24 protein-coding genes are annotated in these 24,111 nt (G+C 60.3%); 13 read left to right on the top strand and 11 right to left on the bottom strand.

Annotation, left to right across the window (positions count from 1 at the left end):
- Positions 1-45 precede the first annotated feature (45 nt).
- Genes Q1W40_RS04380 through Q1W40_RS04370 form a run of 3 tightly spaced genes read left to right on the top strand, consistent with a single transcriptional unit; the run spans position 46 to position 2,933 of the window.
- The gene (locus Q1W40_RS04380) at positions 46-951 is read left to right on the top strand and encodes a tripartite tricarboxylate transporter substrate binding protein (RefSeq protein ID WP_300709384.1); all 906 of its coding nucleotides are present in this window, start codon (positions 46-48) and stop codon (positions 949-951) included.
- A gap of 11 nt (positions 952-962) precedes the next feature.
- Positions 963-1,742 carry an SDR family oxidoreductase gene (locus Q1W40_RS04375; RefSeq protein WP_300709257.1) on the top strand — a complete coding sequence of 260 codons (780 nt, stop codon included), beginning with the start codon at positions 963-965 and terminating at the stop codon, positions 1,740-1,742.
- Positions 1,743-1,787: 45 nt separating this feature from the next.
- The gene (locus Q1W40_RS04370; protein ID WP_300709255.1) at positions 1,788-2,933 is read left to right on the top strand and encodes an FAD-dependent monooxygenase; all 1,146 of its coding nucleotides are present in this window, start codon (positions 1,788-1,790) and stop codon (positions 2,931-2,933) included.
- A 10-nt stretch (positions 2,934-2,943) separates the two neighbouring features.
- Here Q1W40_RS04370 and Q1W40_RS04365 read toward each other — a convergent pair whose 3' ends face one another.
- The 5 genes from Q1W40_RS04365 to Q1W40_RS04345 form a co-directional block, all read right to left on the bottom strand.
- Positions 2,944-3,900: a PDR/VanB family oxidoreductase gene (locus tag Q1W40_RS04365; RefSeq protein WP_300709253.1), complete on the bottom strand. Its 957-nt coding sequence runs from the start codon at positions 3,898-3,900 to the stop codon at positions 2,944-2,946.
- 1 nt (position 3,901) lies between these two features.
- Positions 3,902-4,933 carry an aromatic ring-hydroxylating dioxygenase subunit alpha gene (locus Q1W40_RS04360; RefSeq protein WP_300709251.1) on the bottom strand — a complete coding sequence of 344 codons (1,032 nt, stop codon included), beginning with the start codon at positions 4,931-4,933 and terminating at the stop codon, positions 3,902-3,904.
- 20 nt (positions 4,934-4,953) lie between these two features.
- Positions 4,954-5,187 carry a recombinase-like helix-turn-helix domain-containing protein gene (locus Q1W40_RS04355; protein ID WP_300709249.1) on the bottom strand — a complete coding sequence of 78 codons (234 nt, stop codon included), beginning with the start codon at positions 5,185-5,187 and terminating at the stop codon, positions 4,954-4,956.
- Positions 5,188-5,226: 39 nt separating this feature from the next.
- On the bottom strand, positions 5,227-6,192 hold the full coding sequence (locus tag Q1W40_RS04350) for a VOC family protein (RefSeq protein ID WP_300709247.1): 966 nt from the start codon (positions 6,190-6,192) through the stop codon (positions 5,227-5,229).
- Between the two features lie 106 nt (positions 6,193-6,298).
- On the bottom strand, positions 6,299-6,769 hold the full coding sequence (locus Q1W40_RS04345; RefSeq protein ID WP_300709246.1) for a YqaA family protein: 471 nt from the start codon (positions 6,767-6,769) through the stop codon (positions 6,299-6,301).
- 294 nt (positions 6,770-7,063) lie between these two features.
- On the opposite strand from Q1W40_RS04345, the gene Q1W40_RS04340 reads away from it, so the two are divergent.
- The 7 genes from Q1W40_RS04340 to Q1W40_RS04310 all read left to right on the top strand — a co-directional run bounded on the left by Q1W40_RS04340 (position 7,064) and on the right by Q1W40_RS04310 (position 16,082).
- Positions 7,064-9,163 carry a TonB-dependent receptor gene (locus Q1W40_RS04340; RefSeq protein ID WP_300709244.1) on the top strand — a complete coding sequence of 700 codons (2,100 nt, stop codon included), beginning with the start codon at positions 7,064-7,066 and terminating at the stop codon, positions 9,161-9,163.
- Positions 9,164-9,174: 11 nt separating this feature from the next.
- On the top strand, positions 9,175-9,729 hold the full coding sequence (locus tag Q1W40_RS04335; protein ID WP_300709242.1) for a YfiR family protein: 555 nt from the start codon (positions 9,175-9,177) through the stop codon (positions 9,727-9,729).
- 22 nt (positions 9,730-9,751) lie between these two features.
- Entirely contained in the window at positions 9,752-11,740 is a 1,989-nt protein-coding gene (locus Q1W40_RS04330) for an ATP-binding protein (RefSeq protein WP_300709240.1), read from the top strand.
- A gap of 126 nt (positions 11,741-11,866) precedes the next feature.
- Complete coding sequence (dusB, locus tag Q1W40_RS04325) at positions 11,867-12,898, top strand: tRNA dihydrouridine synthase DusB (protein ID WP_300709238.1); 1,032 nt, start codon at positions 11,867-11,869, stop codon at positions 12,896-12,898.
- Entirely contained in the window at positions 12,895-13,134 is a 240-nt protein-coding gene (locus tag Q1W40_RS04320) for a Fis family transcriptional regulator (protein ID WP_108324319.1), read from the top strand. The genes dusB and Q1W40_RS04320 overlap by 4 nt, the downstream gene beginning before the upstream one ends.
- 99 nt (positions 13,135-13,233) lie before the next feature.
- On the top strand, positions 13,234-14,820 hold the full coding sequence (gene purH, locus Q1W40_RS04315) for a bifunctional phosphoribosylaminoimidazolecarboxamide formyltransferase/IMP cyclohydrolase (protein ID WP_300709236.1): 1,587 nt from the start codon (positions 13,234-13,236) through the stop codon (positions 14,818-14,820).
- 23 nt (positions 14,821-14,843) lie between these two features.
- Entirely contained in the window at positions 14,844-16,082 is a 1,239-nt protein-coding gene (locus Q1W40_RS04310) for a DEAD/DEAH box helicase (RefSeq protein ID WP_300709234.1), read from the top strand.
- A 154-nt stretch (positions 16,083-16,236) separates the two neighbouring features.
- Here Q1W40_RS04310 and Q1W40_RS04305 read toward each other — a convergent pair whose 3' ends face one another.
- Positions 16,237-16,560: a DUF6172 family protein gene (locus tag Q1W40_RS04305; protein ID WP_300709232.1), complete on the bottom strand. Its 324-nt coding sequence runs from the start codon at positions 16,558-16,560 to the stop codon at positions 16,237-16,239.
- Between the two features lie 138 nt (positions 16,561-16,698).
- On the opposite strand from Q1W40_RS04305, the gene Q1W40_RS04300 reads away from it, so the two are divergent.
- Entirely contained in the window at positions 16,699-17,886 is a 1,188-nt protein-coding gene (locus tag Q1W40_RS04300) for an FAD-dependent monooxygenase (protein WP_300709230.1), read from the top strand.
- Positions 17,887-17,911: 25 nt separating this feature from the next.
- Here Q1W40_RS04300 and Q1W40_RS04295 read toward each other — a convergent pair whose 3' ends face one another.
- Positions 17,912-18,895, bottom strand: a complete 984-nt coding sequence (locus Q1W40_RS04295) for a tripartite tricarboxylate transporter substrate binding protein (protein WP_300709225.1) — start codon at positions 18,893-18,895, stop codon at positions 17,912-17,914.
- Positions 18,896-18,974: 79 nt separating this feature from the next.
- On the opposite strand from Q1W40_RS04295, the gene Q1W40_RS04290 reads away from it, so the two are divergent.
- A complete protein-coding gene (locus Q1W40_RS04290) occupies positions 18,975-19,445 on the top strand; it encodes a MarR family transcriptional regulator (protein WP_300709223.1) in 471 nt (156 codons plus the stop codon).
- A gap of 20 nt (positions 19,446-19,465) precedes the next feature.
- Here the strand turns inward: Q1W40_RS04290 and Q1W40_RS04285 are convergent, their stop codons facing one another.
- Genes Q1W40_RS04285 through Q1W40_RS04275 form a run of 3 tightly spaced genes read right to left on the bottom strand, consistent with a single transcriptional unit; the run spans position 19,466 to position 22,194 of the window.
- The gene (locus Q1W40_RS04285; RefSeq protein ID WP_300709221.1) at positions 19,466-19,927 is read right to left on the bottom strand and encodes a hypothetical protein; all 462 of its coding nucleotides are present in this window, start codon (positions 19,925-19,927) and stop codon (positions 19,466-19,468) included.
- Between the two features lie 4 nt (positions 19,928-19,931).
- A complete protein-coding gene (gene hemL, locus Q1W40_RS04280; RefSeq protein ID WP_300709219.1) occupies positions 19,932-21,227 on the bottom strand; it encodes a glutamate-1-semialdehyde 2,1-aminomutase in 1,296 nt (431 codons plus the stop codon).
- Positions 21,228-21,243: 16 nt separating this feature from the next.
- On the bottom strand, positions 21,244-22,194 hold the full coding sequence (locus Q1W40_RS04275) for a bifunctional hydroxymethylpyrimidine kinase/phosphomethylpyrimidine kinase (RefSeq protein ID WP_300709217.1): 951 nt from the start codon (positions 22,192-22,194) through the stop codon (positions 21,244-21,246).
- 103 nt (positions 22,195-22,297) lie between these two features.
- Here Q1W40_RS04275 and Q1W40_RS04270 point away from each other — a divergent pair, with 103 nt between their 5' ends.
- Positions 22,298-22,468: a rubredoxin gene (locus tag Q1W40_RS04270; protein WP_019427587.1), complete on the top strand. Its 171-nt coding sequence runs from the start codon at positions 22,298-22,300 to the stop codon at positions 22,466-22,468.
- 127 nt (positions 22,469-22,595) lie between these two features.
- On the opposite strand, the gene Q1W40_RS04265 is transcribed toward Q1W40_RS04270, so the two are convergent.
- Complete coding sequence (locus Q1W40_RS04265) at positions 22,596-24,071, bottom strand: deoxyribodipyrimidine photo-lyase (protein ID WP_300709214.1); 1,476 nt, start codon at positions 24,069-24,071, stop codon at positions 22,596-22,598.
- Between the last annotated feature and the right edge of the window lie 40 nt (positions 24,072-24,111).

Raw genomic sequence — 24,111 nt, 5'->3', positions numbered from 1 at the left:
AAATGGTTTTTGAAAGCGGTCGGCGTCGCCGTGTGCCTGGTGGCCATGTCAGCCAGTGCGCAAGAGCGCATGACCATCGTCGCCCCGTTTCCACCTGGCGGTCCGGTCGATGTGCTCTCGCGCATCCTGGCCGATGGTCTGCAAAAGAAAACCGGCCTCACGGCGGTGGTCGAGAACCTGCCTGGTGCGGCTGGCAATCTGGGCATCGACAAGGTCAAGCGCGCCAAGCCCGACGGCAAGACGCTGCTGGTGGTGCCTGCAGGCAACCTGACCATCAACCCGACACTGATGCCCAATTTCCCGTTCAACATCGAGCGCGACTTTGTGCCCATCACCATGTTGGCCAAGGCTCCGAACGTGCTGGTGGCGAATGCGCAAACCAAATTGGGCAGCGTGCGCGACTTGTTGGCGCAGGCCAAGGCGCGGCCGGGCAGTTTGTCGTATGCCTCGCCGGGCATTGGCAGTGGTTTGCATTTGGCCGGTGAATTGTTCAAGCAACAGACCGAGACCGATTTGCTGCATGTGCCCTACAAAGGCACCGGGCCTGCGCTCAACGATGTGTTGGGCGGCACCGTGCCCCTGATGTTCAGCAACTTGCCCGCCACCTTGGCCCACATCAAGAGCGGCAAATTGCTGGCCCTGGGCCTGACAGACACGGCACGCACCTCGGTGGCGCCAGAAATTCCGACCCTGGCCGAGCAGGGCGTCAGCGGCGTGGTGGTCACCTCCTGGTATGGCTTGTTGGCCCCGGCGGGCACGCCTGCTGCGCTGGCTGAACAACTGGCCAAAGATGCCGCAGAAATTTTGGCCCAGCCTGCCGTGCGTGAGCAACTGCGCGCCCAGGGCCTGAGCGATGCCACGCAAAAGCCTGCCGAGTTTGCCGCCCACATCAAGGCCGAAACCCAAACCTGGGCGCGCATCATCAAGGCCCGTGGCATCGTGGCCGAATGAGGGATTGATTCATGGACTTGGGTATTGCCGGGAAAAAAGCTTTGGTCTGCGGTGCCAGCGCTGGGCTGGGCTATGCCTGTGCGCAGGCACTGGTGCGTGAAGGCGTGGATGTGCTGATCGTGGCGCGCACCGAGGCCCCCTTGCTGGCCGCGGCTGAGCGTTTGCGCGGCTGGGGCGGTGGTGCGGTGCAGTGTGTGGCCGCCGATGTGACGAGCGACGAAGGCCGTGCACGCATTTTTGCGACGCATCAAGACTTTGACATCGTGGTCACCAATGCCGGTGGGCCGCCACCGGGCGATTTCCGGCAGTGGGACCGAGACACCTGGGTGCGGGCGCTGGACGCCAACATGTTGGCCCCCATTGCGCTGATCAAGGCCACGGTGGACGGCATGATGGCGCGCGGTTTTGGGCGCATCGTCAACATCACCTCGAGCGCCGTCAAGTCGCCTGTCGATGGCTTGGGCCTGTCCAATGGTGCGCGCAGCGGGCTCACCGGTTTTGTGGCGGGCCTGGCACGCACCACGGTGGCCCAAGGCGTGACCATCAACAACCTTTTGCCCGGCACGTTTGACACCGCCCGACTGGCGGGCAATTTTGCAGCGCAGGCAGCACGCCAGGGCATCAGCACTGAGCAAGCCATTGCAGCACGCTTGGCCAAGCATCCGGCACACCGTTTTGGTCAACCCGATGAATTGGGCAACACCTGCGCGTACCTGTGCAGCGTGCACGCCGGTTACATCAATGGCCAGAATATTTTGCTTGACGGTGGCTCGTTCCCGGGCGTCTTCTGAGCGCTCAGCGAGGTTTTCTTTTCATTCGTTTTCAGGACTTGGCACATGACGCTTTCTTTGAACATCGCCATCGTGGGCGCAGGCATTGGCGGTTTGACCGCGGCCATCGCCTTGCGCGCACAGGGCCACACGGTCACCGTTTACGAGCAGGCCGCGCAGTTCATGCGCGTGGGGGCCGACATCAACCTCACGCCCAATGCAGTGCGTGCGCTCGACGGCTTGGGTGAGGCGGTGGCACAAGGCATTCGCGCCAGTGGGGCGCGGCCCACCTTTCGCATCAGCCGCGACTGGGACACGGGGCTGGAGACTTCTCGTCTGCCCATGGGCGACACGGCCGAGCAGCGCTATGGCGCGCCGCAGCTGACCATTCACCGGGCGGACGTGCTGGCGGCCATGGCCAACGCCGTGCCAGCCGAGAGCGTGCTGTTTTCCAAACGCCTGCGCACCCTGACCCAAAGCGATACGGGCGTGAGTTTGTCGTTCGAGGATGGCCAGCAAGTCCTGCACGATGTGGTACTGGGGGCTGACGGCATCCACTCCAAAGTGCGCACGGCTTTGTTTGGCGAAGAGCAGCCACGCTTTACCGGTGTGGTGTCGTTTCGTGCCGTGGTGCCCACCGACAAGGTGCGCCAAGTGCCCGAGATTGAAGCCTTCACCAAGTGGTGGGGCCCCAACCCGCAAAGCCAGATCGTGACCTTTCCGCTGAACCGGGGGCGTGACACCTTCATCTTTGCCACCACCGGACAGGACTCCTGGCACGAAGAATCCTGGACCAGTCCGGGCGATGTGAACGAGCTGCGCAGTTTCTACCGCGACTACCACCCCGATGCCCGTGCTTTGCTGGATGCCTGTGAGAGCGTGCTGAAAAGTGCCTTGTACGAGCGCGAGCCGTTGCCGCAATGGTCGGTGGGGCGTGTGAGTTTGCTGGGCGATGCCTGCCACCCGATGCTGCCTTTCATGGCGCAAGGTGCCGGCATGGCCATCGAAGACGGCGTGGTCGTGGCGCGTTGCCTGTCGCAGGTCCAGCAAGTGAGCGATGTGGCAGCGGCGTTGCAGCGCTATGCCGCAGCACGCCAAGCGCGTACCGCTGAAATCCAGATCGGCTCACGCGGCAACCAGTGGCTGAAGACCCAAGGCAATGCCGATGGCGTGTATGGCTACGACGCCTGGGCTGTGCCACTGCAAGCTTGACGCTGGCGCTTCAGAGGTCGAGCACCAGCCGTTCGCTCTTGCAGCCCGACACGCAGACCATCATGACTTGGTTGGATGCGTGTTCGGCTGAACTCAGCACCATGTCACGGTGATCGGGCGTGCCTTCGAGCACCCGCGTTTCGCAAGAGCCGCAAATGCCTTCTTCGCAGCTGAAGGGCACATTGGCTTTGGTGGCGATCAGCTGTTGGTGCAGTGTGGTGTCGGGGGTGACGTCAAAGGTCTTGCCGCTTCGGCGCAGCTCCACGGTGAAGACGCTGCGGGCATCGGTGGCGGCTTTGATTTCAACCGCCGCAAAGCGTTCGATGTGGGCGTGGTCGTGGCCCAACTCGGCACAGATTTTTTCAAATGCATCCAGCATCACAGCCGGGCCGCAGGCATAAAAGTGGGTGTCGCTTTGCCCACCCCGAGCTTGCAGCAAAGCATGCAAGTCGGCGGGTCCCCCGGCTTCGTCGTCAAAGTGCCAGTGCATGGCGCAGTTCAGCGCATGCAGGTCTTCGGTGAAAGCGGCCGCTGAGCGCGAACGCGCCAGATAGATCACCTCAAAAGAACGACCCAGTGCTTGCAAGCGCCGGGCCATGCTCAGGATGGGGGTGATGCCGATGCCGCCTGCGATCAGCACCGAATGCGTGGCCTCTTCATGCAAAGGGAAATGGTTGCGCGGGGCACCGATGGTGAGCGCCATGCCCACGCGCAATTGTTCGTGGACGGCGCGCGAACCGCCCCGGCTGGTTTTGTCTTTCAGCACGCCCAGCAGGTACCGGTGGTGTTCGCTGCTGTCATTGGCCAAAGAGTAGCTGCGCACCAGGCCGCCGGGCAGATGCAGGTCAATGTGGGCGCCGGCCTCGAATGCAGGCAAGGTTTCACCCGGCATGGGGCGAAGCTCGACGCTGATGATGTCTTGCGCTTGGTGACGCAGGGTGTGGACCCATACCTTCAAGGTGCTCATGTCAGGCGGCGTTTGGGGCCAGTTGTTCAGTGGCCAGTTTGCGCAGGTGGCGGCGCAGTCGCACGATGCCCATGTCGTGGGCATAGAGGTGCTCGCGCTTGTTGGCGTCGGGCTCCATGTTTTCGACGGCCACGCGGTCTTGCTCCAACACGTTCCAGTGGCGCTGCTCCAGGCGGTTTTTGTAAAGGAAGCGCCAGGTGTCGCGTTGCCAACCGTCCACCTTGCGGCAGCGCCAGTGGAAGACCCCTGCGACGCGGTTGGTGATCGGGGTGTAGCTGCCGATGATGGTGAAGTTGCCGCCAGGCCCGCCGGTCTTGGGGTAGGGGATTTCCAGCCGCATCAGGTGGATGCCGGTGTCCAGCCATTCGGTCCAGTCAAAGTTCACATCGCGCTGGTGCTTCTTTTCGAAGATGAAGCCGTTGTCGAGTTCACGGATCTGGAACTCGGCGGTCATGTCGCCTTCGGCCATGGTGTGCGACTGCTTGTGCAGGTAGGCCCCGTGCATGGGGTCCATCACGTTGTCGATCACATAGCGGTAGTCGCCACCCCATTCGGTGTAGCACAGGAAAGACGACCACTCGGGCGAGGTCAGTTGTTCGGGCAGGCGCAGCGGTGGCGCTTCGTCGAGTGCCGGGTTGCTGGCGTTGTACAAGAAGATCGCGCCATTCGATTCTGCGGTGTGGAAACTGCGGGTGGGGCGTGAGCCTTCGAGCTTGCAACCCGGGCTGCCGGGCACGCGCATCACGGTGCCGTCGTGGCGCACTTCCACACCGTGGTACGGACAGGCGATGCGGTCACCCAGGATGACGCCCAGCGACAGCGGAGCACCCCGGTGCGGGCAATGGTCTTCCAGCGCGTGGACTTGACCTGTGGCATCGCGCCACAGCACGATTTTGTAGCCCAGTCGGCGCAGGGAAATCGGGTTTTCTTTGACAAAGCCGGAGGGGCACACCGGAAACCACAGGTCTTTCAAACCCACTTCAAGCGCGGCGTCGACGGGGTCCAGCTGAACGTTGATGACTTGGGCGTTCATGATCTTCCTTCGGTTTTGCTTCAGGCGGCGGCCAGGCGGGCCATCTCTTGCTGATAGGTTTCGGCTGTCCAGGCTTGGCCGTTTGGGCCCGAAGGGCCTGCGGTGTTCAGGTACTGCACCAGCGCGTCCAGGTCATGAATGCCGCTGCCAAAAGCGCGCTCGATGGCGTCGCCCAGCAAGCTCTCATAGCTGGTGGGGGCCTTAGAGCGGGCCTGGTGTGTGTCGTTGTAAAGGGCAGCAGGGTGGTGTGACATGCAAGAAACTCCGGTTGGCTGAATTGAAGGCGGCGCTGTTCAGGCCTTGGGTTTGTCGGTCATGAAGCGTCCACTGGGTGCGTCTGCATCTTTTTGGCGTCGTGTTTGTCCATCGATACCGCCTTTGATGGCCCATTCGGCAAACACCGTCGGCCCTGGCGTGAATTCGCGCGGCTGCCAGTCTTCGGTCAGCTCGTCCTCGTCGGTGTAGTACTCGACCAAGGCTCCAGCGGGGCTCACGAAGTACCAGAAGATGGCAGAAGAAATCGGGTGCCGTCCAGGGCCCAGTTCGGTGTCCCAGCCACAGCGCGACATGTGCAAGCCGCCACCAAAGACTTCGTGCACATCGCGCACCGTGAAGGCCACATGGTTCAAGCCATTGCGCGCCTCAGGCAGTTGAAGAAGGAAAAGGTCGTGGTGACCGCCACGTGCAGCGCAACGCAGAAAGTGACCGCGATCGGGGTACTTGTCTGACACGACAAAGCCCAAGAGGGTTTGGTAAAACTGCGACACCTTTTCGAGCTCTTTGACGAAGAACACCACATGCCCAACTTCAATGGGTTGGGCGCGGTCATAGGCTTGGCTGGGCTGGTTGACGCGGGGGCGGGCTGACCAGGTGTTGAGTTGAGCGCAATCGAGGTCCAGCGTCTTTTTCTGACTGATTTGTAGCCGCACGGCCAAACCGCTGGGGTCCGTACAACCGATGCGCTGGTCTTGCTGCACAAAGCCTGGTTGTGTTTGCAAGGCTGCTGCATAGCGCACCATGTCTTCTTCGGAGGCTACGCCCCAAACGACTTCGCGCAAGGTCGGGTCGGCCTCGACCCCAGGCGGCAGGCCGGGTGTATCAGAGTGCGCCACGATCACGCGGCAGCCATTGAGTGAAGCAAAGACAAGGCGTGCAGGCGTTTCTTCGACCAGGGATAAGCCCCAGTCCAGAAAGAATTGCTTGCAACGGCCAACGTCTTGGGCCCCGAAGGTGATTTCGTCAATACCGAGAACGCTCATTTGTTTCTTTAGTAAAACAACGTTTCAATATTGAAACGTTTGACCATTATTTGCATTGTCGCCATGCGGGTCAATAGAAATCCGACTGATGAAGTGGGTTTTGGCTTTAACCAGGAAACACCCAGAGCAGGCCCGCGGTCATCGTTAAGTAACGCGCGAATTTGCCAATGGCCATGTACAGCGTGCAGGGCCACAAAGGCATCTGCAGCCAGCCAGCCACCGCACACAAGGGATCGCCCACCCCGGGCAGCCAAGACAGCAGGCAGGCCTTGGGCCCCAATTTTTCCAGCCACGCCAGCGCCCTGACATGCTGAGCCGAGTTGCTCCAGCGTTTGGACACCTTGCGCGAGCCCCAGCCCATCCACCAACTGAACATGCCGCCCAAGGTGTTACCGACAGTGGCCACGGCGATGGCCGACCAGAACAAGTCGGGGTTGAGCTTGATCAGCCCAAAGACCGCAGGCTCAGACCCCATCGGCAGCAGCGTGGCTGAGATGAAAGATACGACAAACACGGTGCTCAGACCGAATTCAGGCAGCGCCAGCCATTGCAGGAGTTGAGTGAGCCAAAGTTCCATGCGGGCCAGTGTAGCGGTCCTTGCTGCTTGCAGCATCGGCCACGGATGACTCTGAACATTGCAAAGTTGTGATGAATTAAATTTGTTGAATTGATCAGTTTTTAGATTCCTTTATGCACTTAAAAATCTACAAATGTAAAATCTAATGATTGATATGGGTCAGGCCCAAAACCCCGCAGGGAGCTGTTGATGATTCAAAAAAGGAAAAGTGGCACGCCATTCTGGCGATGGTCACTTCTGTCGTTGGCTGTTCAGGCCACAGTTGCCTCGGCGGCGAGCAACGAGTTTCTGGACATGTCGCTTGAAGAGCTGGTGGATTACCGCCTGATGTCGATGTCCAGAAAAGAGCAGCGTGTGGCCGATATGGCCGCTGCCGCGTATGTCATTTCGGCGGAGGAAATTCGCCGTTCGGGGGCGCAGTCCATTCCCGAGGCCTTGCGTCAGGTGCCTGGGCTCAATGTGGCGCAGATCAGTCGCGGCAGTTGGGCGGTCAGTTCACGGGGATTCAACGAACGTTTCTCGGGCAAGTTGCTGGTCCAAGTCGATGGGCGCAGCGTTTATTCGCCACTGTTTTCGGGTGTCTTGTGGGAAACACAAGACATCGTCATGGAAGACATCGAGCGCATTGAGGTCATCCGCGGCCCTGGAGCGGCCCTGTGGGGCACCAATGCCATGAATGGCGTGATCAACATCGTCACGCGCTCGGCTGCGTCCAGTCAGGGCGGATTGCTCAGCGCGACCTTAGGCACAGGTGACTTGGCATCGACTTCTTTGCGTTATGCCGGTGTGCTGGAGCAAGGTGGTCATTACAAGGTTTATGGCAAGGTCGGCTTGATGGGGGGCGCACTGGAGCGAAATTCCGGCTTGGTCTCTCCAGACGGGTCGAGTCAGCAGCGGGTGGGTCTGAAGTTAGAGCCGCAAGTCGAAAGCGGCCAACTCAGCATCAAAGCTGAGCTGTATCAGCACCGATCCAAAGAAGGCTGGGTGACCCCATCGGTATTGGGTTTCAGTGATGCAGCAACGCCGTACTCCAGGGATGCACTCCTGTCTGCCAATGACCAGGGCGGCTCACTGCAAGGCCGCTACAACTGGAAGACCGCCGATGGCGCCGAGAATGTGCTGCAAGCTTCTCTCGACCACGAAAGCACCATGCACAAAGGGGTCTGGGGGTCGGGGGCCAGTTCATCGACCATGCCACTGGGCCTGGTGCCTGCGCTCATGTCCATGGGCGGTGTCAAAACCGATTTCGATGTTGATTTTCAGCAGCGCAAGCTGTATGAGTCTCATGACTTCATCTGGGGCCTGAATTTGCGGCATACCCGCGATGAACTGATCTTGCCGGCATCACCTTATTACCTGAGCTATGGCAAAGACCAGCGGGTCAGTTACAGCGCATTCGTTCACGATGAAATCACGCTGGTGCCTGAACGCTTCAAGTTGATCCTGGGCTCCAAATTCGAGAAAGACGGCTTGACCGGCTTCAATGTGCAACCCAATGCACGTGTGCTTTACACGCCAAGCCAGAATGAAGCTTATTGGGGTGCTTTGTCGCGATCAGTTCGCTCGCCAAGGCGCACGGAAAGCATGTCGACGATCGACATCAGCGCGCAAGATGCAGCCAATCTGAATGCGATCACAGGACTGAACTTGCCGGCCAACATGCTGACGGCATTGACGCAGGTCTCGCCACTGGCCAATGCGTCAGTGCACGCGGAAAAGGCCATCAGTCTGGAGGCAGGCTGGCGAAAACAATTTTCCAATTTCTTGAGCATCGATTCATCGCTGTTCCTGACCGATTACAGCAACCTGCGCGGTGGCCGCATGGCGGCCAATCCCATCTCGCCTTTGGATGTACAGCAAGCCATCGCATGCTATGACCAATCCAGACCAAGCGCTTGTTACTTCACCCTGTCGGGCTACAACACCAATTTGGACAAAGTCCGTTCTTGGGGCGGTGAAGTGTCTCTGGAGTGGCACCCTTATTCTTGGTGGAAGCTGCAATCTGCTTACAGCCATTTGCGGATCAAAGGAACCACCACCGGAGACGACTTGGGTGATTACCAGAAGATCGCACATGAAAATGGCTCACCTCGACACCAAATCTCGCTGAACAACAATTTCAGTCTGGCGCATGACCTGAATCTCGATGTTCGATTGCGATACCAATCGGAAACGGCTTTCTACACGATCAACTCACTCGAGCAAGTGCGGATTGCGCCCTACACCGGGCTGGACATGCGCTTGGCCTGGCAAGTCAATCGCAACACCGAGTTGTCGATATCGGGGCGCAATTTGCTCAAGGATCGCCACACGGAATTCATGAGCATCTTGCCCACGACGCGCACCTATGACGTGCAGCGCAGTGCGTTGGTTCAAGCTGTGACACGTTTTTGAAGGACATGACCATGAACATGCACCTTCAATTCTTGTTGACAGCCGTACGCTTTCTGGCGCGCAGTCTTTGCGGCCTGATCGGTACTTTCGCGCTGACCGTGAGCGCTCAACCTGATATGCAAACGGCCGACCGCATCAAGGCAGCGTATGTGTATAACTTCGCCAAGTTTGTGGAAATGTCGGGCACCGATGACAAGGCCATCCGCCTTTGTGTGATGGGCAAAGATGACCTCAATGGGGCCATGCTCAGTTTGAACCGCCGCATGGCGCAGGGCCGGGAAATCCTGGTTCGCAAGGATGTACCCATGGACCAGATCAAGGATTGCGCCATGGCTTTTATCGGTGAGAGCGACGCACGTCTTTTGTCTGCTGCCGCGCGCCAACTGGGCAATTCCCAAGTTTTATTGGTCAGTGATGCTCGCCAGGCCATGGACTTGGGGGCACACTTGTCACTGATTTTCAGTGATGACCGTGTGGAGTTCGACGTGAACTTGCTGAACTTGCAAAAATCCAACATCAAAGCCAGCAGTCAAATGCTGAAATTGGCCAGGGCCGTGATCCGGTAAAAAATTTCGTACAGTATTACGCATGAATTTTTGGCGTCGAGAGAGACTTTTGCGTCTGCCCATGCGGCAGAAGCTCAACCACATCTTGGCGCTGGGGATTTGGTGTGTATTGCCGCTGTTTTTTGCGGTCACATTGCTTTGGCAGGCCAGCCAAACCTTGCAAGCCACGCAAGCGGCCGCCAAAAGTTTGGCCGAGCTGGCCGCCGAGAGCAATGCTGCAGCCGTTCGTTTTGATGACCATGCCGGTGCGCAAAAGCAGCTGGAGATTTTCCGGCACATCAAGAACGTGGAGATGGTGGACATCTATGTCGACCCCTCCCGCTCAACACCTTTTGCGCATTACCCTGTAGCCAAGGATGGCGCTTGGCGGCTTGAACCTGTCCCGGTTGAGTTGATCAAAGGCGAGCGCACTTCTTTGCTCACGTTCAGCCGTTACACGATCCGCTTGCCCATCGTGCAAGATGGCGACCAGATTGGTGTGGTGGTGGTGCGGACCCGGCTGGACAATTTCTGGTGGGACATCGCCATCACTTTGCTGGTGGCCGTGGTGGCCATGTGGTTGGCCTACACCTTGGTGCGCCACTTCCTGGGGCGCTGGATTGCGGTGATCATCCAGCCCGTTCTGGATCTGGCCGATGTGATGGGTCGCATCACCCGTGTGCACGATTACAGCCAACGTGCCCAAGTCCAAAGCCAGGATGAGATCGGTGAGCTGGTGGCGGGCTTCAACACCATGCTCGACCAGATCGAGCACAAGGACAAAGCCCTGGGGCAATACAGCCAGGAGCTGGAGTCCGAGGTGCAAGCCCGAACGGCCGAGTTGCTGCTGGCCAAGGAGCATGCCGATGCCGCCAACCGCGCCAAGAGCCAATTTTTGGCCAACATGAGCCACGAGATCCGTACGCCACTCAATGGCTTGATCGGCGTGTCGGAGTTGCTCGGTTCTACCGATCCAACCGAGCAGCAGAAAAAACTGATCAGCATGATCAGCTCGTCCTCGTCAACGCTTTTGTACCTGATCAACGACATCCTCGATTTTTCGAAAATCGAAGCGGGCATGCTGCACCTGGAAAAAGTGCCCTATGCGCCCGAGTTGGCGGCCAGGCAGGTCACTGCCTTGTTTGAACCGCATGCCCAAGACAAAGGGCTCAAGCTGGTCTTTCAGCCTCCGGGCGATGGCGCTGCCTTGATGATTTTGGGTGATCCACATCGCTTCACTCAAATCATCAGTAACCTCATCTCGAATGCTGTCAAATTCACCGATCAAGGGCAAGTCACGGTGAGATTGACGCACACCAGCCAGGCTGACGGCCAAATCCGGGTGCGCTGCACTGTGCAGGACACCGGCATCGGCATCAGCGAAGACGAGGCACAACGCCTGTTCAGTGCGTTTTCTCAAGCGGACATTTCCATGGCCCGGCGTTATGGTGGCAGTGGTCTGGGCTTGGTCATTTCGCGCCAACTGGCTGAACTCATGGGGGGGCAGGTGGGCTTCAGCAGCCAGCTTGGGCAAGGCTCGTGTTTCTGGTTTGAAGTCTGTGGCCCACGGCTCAAGGACATGCCGGTCGAGCAAAACACGCTGGCTGCGCAAATACCCTTGTCGCTCGATTGCACCGTCCTGATCGCTGAGGACAACGATGTGAACCGTGAAATCTTGGTCACCATGCTCAAGGCGGCGGGTTGCCGGATCCTGCAGGCCCACAATGGCCAAGAGGCCGTTGATCTGAGCGCGTCCGAGCCCTACGACATCATCTTGATGGACGTGCAGATGCCCCAGATGGACGGCATCGCGGCGACCAAGGCCATCCGTGCCAGAGAAGTGGCGCTGGGCGCGGTGCGCAAACCCATCTTGGCGTTGACGGCCAATGCCTTGGCCGACGACAAAGCCAATTGCCTGGCTGCAGGCATGGACGATTACCTGACCAAGCCCTTCATGCGCAGACAGATTCTGGAGTTGATGGCGCGGTGGCTGCGTCAGCCGCAAGTGGCGGAGCCCTCGAGCCGTTTTTGAGTTCTTCCGCCTCGTTCTGGGACAGGTGTTTTTGCTTAACACACACAGCTTTCATTTGCTGAAATATTAAGCAATTACAATCGTGCCTCCTTTTTAAGCAAACCCCCTTCGAGCCCACTCCCAGTCATGCAGATTGGTCCTTACCTATTGCCGAACAACTTGTTTGTCGCCCCCATGGCCGGGGTGACGGACAGGCCGTTTCGCCAGCTGTGCAGGCAGTTTGGGGCGGGCTATGCGGTGAGCGAGATGGTCACTTCCCGGCCCGACCTGTGGAAGTCGCTCAAAACCTCGCGCCGCGCCAACCACGAGGGTGAGCCCGGCCCGATTGCGGTGCAAATCGCCGGCACCGAAGCGCAGATGATGGCCGACGCGACGCGCTACAACATCGACCGGGGCGCGCAGATCATCGACATCAACATGGGCTGCCCGGCCAAGAAGGTCTGCAACAAATGGGCGGGTTCGGCCCTGATGCAGGACGAGCCGCTGGCGCTGGAGATCATTGCTGCCGTGGTGCAAGCCGCCTTGCCGCACGGCGTGCCCGTCACTTTGAAAATGCGCACCGGCTGGTGCGACGCTGAAAAAAACGCCCTGAGCCTGGCCCGCGCCGCCGAAAGCGCCGGGGTGCAGATGGTCACCGTGCATGGCCGCACCCGTGAGCAGGGCTACAAAGGCTTGGCCGAATACGACACCGTGGCCGCCGTCAAGGCCGCTCTCAAGATCCCGGTGGTCGCCAATGGCGACATCGATTCACCCGAAAAAGCCCGCGATGTGCTGAAGTTCACCGGGGCTGATGCCGTGATGGTCGGGCGCGCCGCGCAAGGCAGCCCCTGGATCTTTCGCGAGATCGGCCACTTCTTGGCCACGGGCGAACACCTGGCACCGCCCCTGGTGGCCGAGGTGCGCCGCGCCCTGCTGGAGCACCTGCAAGACCACTACAGCCTGTACGGCGAATACACCGGCGTGCGCTCGGCGCGCAAACACATTGGCTGGTATGTCCGGTCACTGCCCGGTGGCGACGATTTCAGAGAACACATGAACACCCTCGAAACGGCACAGCAGCAGCTGGACGCGGTGGCGAACTTTCTGGATGGCCTGGCCCGCCAGATGGACCGCTTGCCCGTCATGGCAGCGCAGCCGGTTTTGGAGACATTGGAATGAGCGAACCACAATCGATTGAACACTGCATCCGGGGCAACCTGGAAACCTATTTCCGCGACCTGGACGGCACCGACCCTGCTGGTCTGTATGACATGTTGGTCAAGCTGGTCGAAAAGCCCTTGCTGGATGTGGTGATGGCCCAGTCGGGCCAGAACCAGTCGCGTGCCGCCGAATGGCTGGGCCTGAACCGCAACACCCTGCGCAAAAAATTGCTGGAGCACGATCTCCTCAAATGAATTCAGGCTGAGCGCATGCCCAGCCGCTGCACACCCTAGGCCGAAACCCTGTACCTCGGCCACCTACCGCATACCTTTTAAATTTTGAAGAAAGTCCCCATGAGAGCCCTCATCTCCGTCTCTGACAAAACCGGCATCGTCGACCTGGCCAAAGCACTGCACGCCCTGGGCGTGGGCCTGATCTCCACGGGCGGCACCGCCAAGCTCTTGGCCGAACAAGGCTTGCCCGTGACCGAAGTGGCCGAAGTCACAGGCTTCCCCGAAATGCTCGATGGCCGTGTGAAAACCTTGCACCCCAAAGTGCACGGCGGCCTGCTGGCGCGTCGCGACACGCCCGAGCACATGGCTGCTTTGAAGGCACACAACATCGACACGATTGATTTGCTCATCGTCAACCTGTATCCGTTTGAAGCCACCGTGGCCAAGCCCGGTTGCACACTGGCTGACGCGATCGAGAACATCGACATCGGCGGCCCCGCCATGGTGCGCTCTGCCGCCAAGAACTGGAAAGACGTGGGCATCGTCACCGACGCCAGCCAATACGCCGCCGTGATGGCCGAACTCAAAGCCAGCGGCAAACTCAGCGACAAGCTGCGTTTTGCTTTGTCCGTGGCCGCGTTCAACCGCATCAGCCAATACGACGGCGCGATCAGCAACTACCTCTCGAGCGTGAACTTTGAAGCAGAAAAACTGAGCGAAGAATACGTGCCCGAGCGCGCCCAATTCAGCGGCCAGTTCAACGAGCAGTACGTCAAAGTGCAAGACCTGCGCTACGGCGAAAACAGCCACCAGCAAGCCGCCTGGTACCGCGACCTCGCACCCGCTGCTGGCTCGCTCGCCACTGGCGTGCAGTTACAAGGCAAAGAACTCAGCTACAACAACATCGCCGATGCGGATGCGGCTTGGGAATGTGTGAAGAGCTTTGACACCTCAGCCTGTGTGATCGTCAAACACGCCAACCCCTGCGGCGTAGCCGTGGGTGCAAACCCGTTTGAGGCCTACAGCAAGGCTTTCCAAACCGACCCCACCAGCGCGTTTGGCGGCATCATCGCCTTCAACCGCCCTGTTGACAAAGCAGCTGCCGAAGCGGTGAGCAAGCAGTTTGTCGAAGTGCTGATGGCCCCTGACTTCAGCGCTGAAGCGCTGGAAGTGTTCAAGAGCAAAGTGAATGTGCGCTTGATGAAAATCGTCTTGCCCGCTAACTACGGCCATGTGCGCAACGCCTTGGAGACCAAGCGCGTGGGCTCAGGCCTCTTGCTGCAAAGCGCCGACAACCACGAGTTGGCGCTGGCCGACTTGAAGATCGTCACCGTCAAACAACCCACGCCTGAAGAGCTGAACGACCTGCTGTTCGCGTGGAAAGTGGCCAAGTTCGTCAAGTCCAACGCCATCGTGTTCTGCAAAAACGGCATGACCATGGGCGTGGGTGCTGGCCAAATGAGCCGCCTTGACTCCGCCCGCATCGCCAGCATCAAGGCCGAAGCCGCCAAGTTGAGCCTGCAAAACACCGTGGTCGCCAGCGACGCCTTCTTCCCCTTCCGCGACGGCCTCGACGTGGTGGTGGACGCAGGCGCCACCTGCGTGGCCCAGCCCGGTGGCTCCATGCGCGACCAAGAAGTCATCGACGCCGCCAACGAGCGCGGCGTGGCGATGGTGTTCACGGGTGTGCGTCACTTCCGCCATTGATCCGCGTTATTGATCGGACCATTTTGAACTTTGACCAACTCGGCTTGACCCCCACGCTCTTGCGTGCCGTGGGTGACATGGGCTTGTTTGCCCCCACCCCCATACAGGCCGAGGCGATTCCGGCGGTCCTGAAGTCGGCCGACGTGTGGGCCACTGCGCCCACCGGCTCGGGCAAGACGCTGGCTTTTGCTTTGCCTTTGGTGCAGCAGCACCTGCTGCAACCACGCCAAACCAACTTCCGCCGTCCCATCCGCACCTTGGTGCTGGTGCCCACGCGCGAGCTGGCCGTGCAGGTCGGTGACATCCTCACCCACCTAGCTTACCAGCCGGGGCTCAAGGTGGCGGTGGTCTATGGCGGTGTCTCGATCAACCCACAAATGATGGGCTTGCGCGGTGGTGCCGATATCGTGGTGGCCACGCCCGGCCGACTGCTCGATCTGGTCGACCACAATGCGGTGCACTTGGCCAATGTGCAGCACTTGGTGCTGGACGAGGCCGACCGCTTGCTGGACTTGGGCTTTGCCGACGAGCTCCAGCGCGTGCTGGCCTTGCTGCCTGCCAAGCGCCAGACCTTGTTGTTCTCCGCCACCTTCGCCCCCGAGGTCGAAGCGCTGGCGACCAATTTGTTGCATGAGCCCGTGCGCATCACGGTGGAGGCCTTTGAAGGTCACAAGCCCGACATCACCCAGCGCGCCATCGCGGTGGACGAAAAATCACGCACCGCTTTGCTGCGCCACCTGATTGCCGAAAACGGTTGGAAGCAGGTGCTGGTCTTTGTCGCCACGCGTTACGCCTGCGAACATGTGGCGAACAAGCTCTACAAGGCGGGCATCTACGCCACGCCGTTCCATGGCGAGATGAGCCAGGGCGCAAGGCAAGATACGCTGGCTGAATTCAAGGCTGGGCGCTGGGATGTGGTGGTCACCACCGACCTGGCCTCACGCGGCATCGACATCGCCATGCTGCCCGTGGTGGTCAACTACGACCTGCCACGCTCGGCCACCGACTACACCCACCGCATCGGCCGCACAGGCCGCGCCGGGGCGCATGGTGATGCGGTGAGCTTTGTGACCGCTGAGGCGCAAGCGCACTGGCAGCTGATTTGCAAACGGGAAAGCCTTGAATTGATTCTGGAGCAGGTGCCGGGCTTTGAGCCGGTGGATGAACCGCCGGCACCGCAAGGCAATGGCGGCATCAAGGGCAAGCGCCCGAGCAAGAAAGACAAGTTGCGGGCAGCCGCTTTGGGTCATCGGCCGAACTGAACAGCGGTCCGAGTGGGCAAGCGCTTTTTCTGCCTTGGGTCATCCCGGGCTTGACCCGGGATCCAAGTGTCTATGCCTTCGATGGATCCCGGGTCAAGCCCGGGATGACCTCAAGAGGGCCAATGACCGTCTTCAGGTGCGTTAGCGAACACCCTCAGATTTCCGAGGGCTCTTGATCAGAACCCGTGTCCCGTGCCTTGATCACCCGCACGCCGTGCTTGCTCAAAATCTCCACATACACCGAAGCGGCGCCCGACTTGGCAGCAGCGTCAACGGCTTCGATCACCGCACTCACGCGCACCACTTCGGCGGTGTCTTCGGTCAGGCCCACTTTGCAATCGAAGTCCCAGAAGTCAGCGCCTTTGGGCACAGCGCGGTTGCGTTCGCGCTTGAAGTATTTGCGGATCTCGTGCTTGACGGCTTCGAGCACGCGGTCGGGGTGCTTGCCTTCGGCTTGCAAGGGGAAGTTCTTTTTCATCGGTCGTCCTAAATGGGGGAGGCAAGCGCCCGGTCCGGACGTGAATGCAGGGGCGGATTATCGCCGGTTTGCCTGGGCGCTTCTTTCGATGGGCTTCTATGGTAGCATGCTAACCATTGATTTTTTGAGGGTCAACCCATGGACATTGCACTCGTCGGAGCCGGAATTGGCGGTTTGACAGCGGCCGCTTGTTTGCTGCGTGACGGACACCGTGTGCGCATCTATGAGCAAGCCGGGCAGGTCAGCGAGGTGGGTGCCGCGGTGCAAATGAGCGCCAACGCCGTGAAGGTGTTGTACCACTTGGGGCTCAAAGAGCGGCTGGAGTCGGTGGCGGTCAAGCCGACCGCGTTCGAGTTCCGCCGATTTGACACGGGCGAGCTGCTGCACGAGATCAAACTGGGGCAGGACCATGAGGCGCGACATGGGCACCCTTACTACCAAGTGCATCGGGTCGATTTGCATGCGGCCTTGATGGATGTGGTGCACCAGCTTGACCCACAGGCTTTGCAGCTGGGCTACCGCGCAGCCCGCGTGCAAGAGGACGGTCAAGGTGCCGAGGTGTTCTTTGAAGACGGTCGGCACGCGCGTGCGGAGTTGCTCATCGGCTCGGACGGCATCAAGTCGGTCGTGCGCAAACATGTGGTGGACACCGAGCCGCCCGTGTTCACTGGGCAGGTGGCCTGGCGCTTGGCCATCCCGATTGAGCGGATTGCGCCAGACTTGCGTCCCGCCATGGTTTCATCCATTTGGTGCGGTCCCAAAAACCACGCAGTCATGTATTACATGCGCTCGGGGCAGGTGTTGAACTTCGTGGGCTGTGTGGAGCGGCCTTGGGAGGAAGAGTCCTGGACCTCGCGCAAGCCCTGGGAGGAGCTGGACCAGGATTACGCAGGCTGGCACCCGATTGTGCGTGCCGCCATTGAAAACGCAGACCGCGACCAGTGTTTCCGCTGGGCGCTGAACAACCGTCAGCCCGTCATGAATTGGTGCACCGACCGTGTGGCTTTGCTGGGCGATGCGGTGCACCCCACCTTGCCCTACATGGCCCAGGGCGCAGCCATGGCCATCGAAGATGCCGCCGTGCTCAGCCGCGCCTTGCAGCTGAACATGCACTTGGCGCAAGCCCTGCAGGTGTTTCAGAACCACCGGGCCCCGCGTGCCGCACGCGTGGTCAGGGAGTCCACCGAGATGGGTGACCTGTACCACATCGCCGATGCGCAGCAGATGAAGCAAGCCTTCAAGGACCGCAACATCGCCGCTTCACGAAACAATTGGTTGTACCCCTACGACCCGATGCATGTGGATTTGATGAACCCTGCGGGTTGACACCAGGTCCTTGGGTACTTCAGGCTCAATCGGCTTTGATGCCCTGGGCTTTGATCACGCGGGCCCAACGCTCGGCATCGCGCTCAACCAGTTGTGCAAAAGCCTGGACCGTGCTGCCACTGGGGTCCATGCCTTGCGATACAAAGGCTTTCTTCACATCCTCGCTGCCGAGCAACTGGTTGATTTCGCTGTTGTAGAGGTTGACGATGTCGGCTGGCGTGCCCTTGGGCGCAAAGACGCCAAACCACATGCCCACATTCACATCGCCCGCCTTGGCTTCGGCCAGGGTCGGCAGTTCGGGCAGCAGGGGGTGGCGTTTGTCGCTGCCAATGCCCAGTGCCACCAGGCGCCCAGATCGGATGTGCGTCAAGGCCACATGGATGGGCAAGAACATGGCATCCACTTGACCCCCAAGCAAGTCCGTCACCGCAGGGCCAGTGCCTCGATAAGGAATGTGGGTCAGAAACACACCTGCCGTGCTCTTGAAAAGCTCCATCGACAAATGGTGCGGTGTCCCCACACCGGGCGAGGCGTAATTGATGCGGCCTGGTTGCTTGCGGGCGGCTTCTACCAGTTCAGTGGCCGTTTTGTAGTTCGACTTCGGATGGGTGACCAGCAGCAGCTGTCCCCAGCTGGTTTGCGAGACAGGTACCAGGTCTTTGACAGGATCAAAACTCATGCCGGGATAAAGCGCACGGTTCATCACCAAAGTGTTGACACTCACGAGCAAGGTGGCACCGTCCGGTGCGGCCCGCACCACGGCTTCGGTGCCGATGTTGCCGGATGCGCCGACACGGTTTTCAACCACGACTGGCCGGTTCAGGCGTTGTGACAGTTTGGGCCCCAGTGTGCGTGCAATCAGATCGATGCCTGTGCCCGGTGTGAAGGGCACGATCAACTTCAGTGGTGCGGTGCCTGTGTTGGTTTGAGCCCAGGCGATGGGGGCCAAAGCGCAAAGCACCAGGGCTGAGGCCAAAAGCGCGGACAGGTGTCGTCGAGATGAGGGCATCGTGGGATCTCCTTGCGTTAGTATGCAAACAATTATTCACCATCCAAACGCGTCTGCTTATTCAGGGAATCCCTGCCCTATGCCCATACAAACCATTTACCAACGTCCGGGTTTTTTGTTGCGCAGGGCGCACCAAATATCGGCCTCGATCTTTGAGCGTGCTTGTGCTGAGCTTGCGCTCACGCCCGCTCAATATGGGGTGTTGTGCATCATTCAGGAACAAGCAGGCATTGACCAGTCCAGTTTGGCCCGTGCTCTGGCTTTTGACAAAGTGACGGTGCTCAGGGTCCTCAAGGGTCTGGAAGAGCGGGGTTTTTGCCAGCGCACGATCTCATCAGAAAACCGTCGGCAGATGTCCGTGAGCTTGACCGCCGCAGGTCGGCGCTTGCTGCAGGAAGCGAACGAGCCGGTTCAAAAAGCGCACGACATGCTCCTGAGTCCTTTCAATGCGGCCGAGCGTGCGCAATTCATGGCTTTGCTGCAAACACTCACCACGCAACTGGATGGTGAGGCCCGTGCCAGTTTTGTGCCCATGTCGGCTCAAACTTGAGCGGAACTCGCCAAAGACATTCAGTCCTGAAAACGAAACTTCAGCTGAAAGCTCAGGGCGCCGTAGAGCCGGTCTTTGAGCGGTGGCACCAGCGCCACGTTCAGGCCCCATTGACCGCTTTCGATGCTGGCTGCCGGGATGACCGCAGGGAACCAGCCGCCGTTGAATGCCTTGGGGTAGCCGTTGAAGGCCCCTGCGACCACGCCCAGCTTCATGGTGCCCCAGCGCCAGGGCTGGTAATAGGCCCCGACGTAGCCTGAGCGTGCGTCGTCGCTGTTGATGAAGCGTCCCGCTGTGGCGCCCCAGTCATCGCTGATGCGGTATTCAAAGCCCAAGCCTGGGTTGGCGTTGCGCAGGCCTTTGTCGGTGTCAAAGTGGGCGGAATAAAAGCCTGCATTGAGCCAGAGGCGGCTGGCGTCCAATTCGGCGCGGGCTGAGCCCAAGGTCGAAACGGCGCAGATCAGGCAGGCCAGCCCTTTCATTGGATCAAAGTGTTTTGAACACCTCGCTGGCCACACGCACGGTCTCGGCGATGTCAGCGTCGGTGTGCGCCGCGCTCACAAAACCGGCTTCGTACAGGGCAGGCGCGATGTACACACCACGGTCCAGCAGACCGTGGAACAATTTGTTGAACTTGGGGCTGTCGCTGGTCATGACCTTGGCGTAGTTTTGCGGCAGCTCAGGCAACAAGAAGAAACCAAACATGCCGCCCTGGCAATCGGCCGCAAAAGGCACACCAGCTTCAGCGGCAGCACCTTTGAGGCCATCGACCAGACTTTGGGTGCGGGCGCTCAAAGCGTCAAAGAAGCCAGGCTTGGCAATCTCACGCAGCGTGGCCAAACCGCAAGCCGTGGCCACGGGGTTGCCACTCAGGGTGCCTGCTTGGTAGACCGGGCCGGTGGGTGCCAACTGGCGCATGATTTCGCGCGGACCACCAAAGGCCGCCAGTGGCATGCCGCCGCCAATGACCTTGCCCAATACCGTCATGTCAGGTTTGAAGCCAGGGATCAATTGGGCGTAAACGCTTTGGGCAGAACCGAGCGCCACACGGAATCCAGACATCACTTCGTCAAACACAAACAGCGCGCCGTGTTCGGTGCACAGCTCGCGGCAGCGCTTCATGAAGGGCACGGAAGCGCGCACAAAGTTCATGTTGCCCGCGATGGGCTCGATCATCACGCAGGCCAGTTCCTGGCCGTGCAGCTTGAAGGCTTCTTCGAGTTGCTCGATGTTGTTGTACTCCAGCACCAGCGTGTCACGCACCACCTCGGGCGGCACACCCGCGCTGGTGGGGTTGCCAAAGGTGGCCAGGCCCGAGCCGGCTTTGACCAGCAGCGCATCGGCGTGGCCGTGGTAGCAGCCTTCGAACTTGATGAACTTGTTGCGGCCTGTGGCGCCGCGTGCCAGGCGCAGCGCGCTCATGCCCGCTTCGGTGCCTGAGCTGACCAGACGCACCATCTCCATGGAGGGCACGTGTTTGATGATTTCTTCGGCCAGTTCAATCTCGCGCTCGGTGGGGGCACCGAACGAGAAGCCGTCGAGCGCTGCTTTTTGCACCGCTTCGAGCACCACCGGGTTGCCGTGGCCCAGGATCATCGGGCCCCAAGAGCCGATGTAATCGATGTATTTTTGGCCGTTGGCGTCCCAGAAATAAGCGCCTTGGGCGCGCTTCACAAAGCGGGGTGTGCCTCCCACAGCGCGGAAGGCGCGCACAGGCGAGTTCACACCACCGGGGATCACCTGGGCGGCACGGTCAAACAGTTCTTGGTTGCGGTCGGTCATGGCAGGCTCTCAAATGTCAGTGTTTGGTTTCGTTGAATGGCACTTCGAAGTAATCCGCGCCGGGGTGGGCATCGGTATCTTCTTCGTCCTCGTCGGTGTCTTCACCTTCGGGCAAGGCCCAGAACAGGCGGTCCGGAATGACCTGGCCCATGCCGGGGCGAAAGCCTTCGTCCAGGCAACGGTCCAGGTAGTGCAGCGCTTCGCTGGTGGCTTCGGGCAGATCCATGCCGGTGGCCAGCAGGGCCGCCAGTGCGGCCGTCAGCGTGTCGCCAGCGCCTGCAAACACCGCTTCGATGCGCTCGAACTTCTCGTGGCTGATCACCGTCTCGGGCGAGGCCAGCGCGTTGTCGATGTGTTGTTCAGGCAAGGGCAGGCCGGTCACCAATGTGAAGGGCACGCCCAGCTCGGCGGCCGCTTTGGCAATGTCGCGTGGGCCGGGGTTGCGCTCGCCCGTCCAGTCGGGCAGCAGCCAGCGGCGCAAAGTGCTGTGGTGGCCCACCAGCACGCTGGTTTGGGGCAGCAGCAATTCACGGAAGGCGTCCAGATAGGCGTCGATCTTCTGGTCTTCCCACCAGGACAGGTTGGGCATGTAGGCCACGACCGGCACGCCGTCGTAGTCGTCGGCCAGTTCGGCAATGGTGGCCAGATTTTCAGGGGTGCCCACAAAGCCGACCTTGATGACCTGCACCGGCATGTCTTCGGCGACGGCGCGGGCCTGATCATGAACGGCCTCTTCGTCCAGTGGGTAAAAGTCTGTGATGCTGCTGGTGTCGCGCACATAGGCGCCGGTGCACACCGGCAGGCAATGTGCCCCGACCGAGGCCATGGCTGTGGCGTCACAGGTCAGGCCGCCCGCGCCGCTCGGGTCATTGGCGTTGAACGACAAAATGCAGGCCAGACCGGCCGATTCTTCGGCATCCGGTGCATCGTTGTCGGGGGTAGAAGATTTGGGGTTGTGATCGGTCATGAATGCAAATGGCAGAGGGCTTCAGAAGGTCTTCAGCCGGGCCTGCGGCGCGGCCCGATACAATCCAATTCATTCTATTCGACTCTCTGATTGCGACACTGTGATGGAACACAAAACCTGGATGTGCCTGATTTGCGGCTGGATCTACGACGAAGCCGAGGGCGACCCCGAGCACGGCATTGCGCCCGGCACCAAATGGGAAGACGTGCCCATGAACTGGACCTGCCCCGAATGCGCGGCCCGCAAGGAAGATTTCGAGATGGTGGCGATCTGATTGCTCAGGGATGAGCGTCATCGCGAGCGAAGCGTGACGATCCAGTGTGTGAACAAGCGCAGCAGCTGGATGGCCACGTCGCTGCGCGCCTCGCCATGACAAGCATCAAGTCAGCCAAGCCGCCTGATCAGGCGGCTTTTTTCTTCACCACCGCATAGCGTGCCAGCGTTTTCTCGCGGGCCTCAGCGTGGTCCACGATCGGCGCCGGGTAGGTCTTGCCGATCACCACCTCGGCGGTTTGCAACTCCAGCGGCTTGGCCAACCAGGGCGCGTGCAGTGCAGCGGTGGGCAGCTGTGTGAGCTCGGGCACATAGCGGCGGATGAATTTGCCCTCGGGGTCGAACTTTTCGCTTTGGCTGATCGGGTTGAAGATGCGGAAGTAGGGCTGCGCATCGCAACCGCTGGAGCTGGCCCACTGCCAGCCGCCATTGTTGGCCGACCAATCGAAGTCGTTCAGGTGGGTGGCAAAGTACTTTTCGCCCCAGCGCCAGTCGATGCCCAAATCCTTGACCAGAAAACTCGCCACCACCATGCGCAGGCGGTTGTGCATGTAGCCGGTCTGGTTCAGTTGCCGCATGGCCGCGTCCACCAGCGGGTAGCCGGTGCGGGCTTCGCACCAAGCGTCGAACAACTTGTGGGCATGCGTGCCATGTTCCCATTGGATCGTGTCGTATTCGGGCTTGAAGCTTTCGCCGCGCCCCACATGGCCAAAGTTGTGCAGCACCTGCACATAAAAATCGCGCCAGATCAGCTCTGACAGCCACACCGCCGCACCGGCGCTGCCCACCGTCATGCGGGCATGCGCCTCGCGGGCCAGTTGGCGGATCGACACGGTGCCAAAGCGCAGGTGCACGCTCAGGTAGCTGGGACCCTTGACGGCGGGGAAGTTGCGCGTGTCTTCGTACTGGTCGATGCGGGTCAGAAAGTCAGCCAGCAAAGCCTGGCCACCGGATTCGCCCGTCGGGATTTTCAGGGCCTTCAGGTTGGTGCTTTCAAAGTCGATGTCCTGCAATGCGGGCACAGGCTGGGCCAGGTTGTCCGGGCGCGGGGCCAGGTGCTGGGCGTATTTCTCGACCGGGTAGGCCTTCAGGTCAAACGGGGTGATTTTCTTGAGCCAGGCGTTTTTGTAGGGGGTGAACACCGCAAAAGGCTTGCCCACCTGGGTCAGCACCTCGTGGCGCTCGAAAATCACATGGTCTTTGTAGGTGTGTAGCACGATGCCGTGGTCGGCCAGGTGGCCGCGCACCTGGATGTCGCGCGCCAGCGCATCGGGCTCGTCGTCGTGGTTGGCAAACACCGCTTGCACCTGCAGGTGGTGGGCCAGTTTGGGGATTTTGTCTTGTGCCACGCCGTGCCGCACGATCAGGCCGGCCTGCGGGTGCCCGGCCAATTGGCGCAGCTGTTCATCGACCTCCACCAGCGATTCGCGGATGAACTCGACGCGGCGGTCCGCGCGGGGCAGTTTGTCCAGGATGGCGGTGTCAAACACAAAGGCCACATGCACCCGTTGGCAGTGTTTGAGCGCGTGGTACAGCGCAGCGTGGTCGGCCACGCGCAGGTCGCGCCGCAGCCAGACCAAGCCGCTCGAAAATGTGGTTTCCATGAGAGGCCGCCTGGTTGGATCAATAAGTGCGCTGGCTGGC

Source organism: Limnohabitans sp. (assembly GCF_030158565.1).
Lineage (GTDB): Bacteria > Pseudomonadota > Gammaproteobacteria > Burkholderiales > Burkholderiaceae_C > Limnohabitans_A.
Note: the sequence above shows the minus strand (reverse complement) of the source record. Positions and strands in the feature narration are given on the sequence as shown.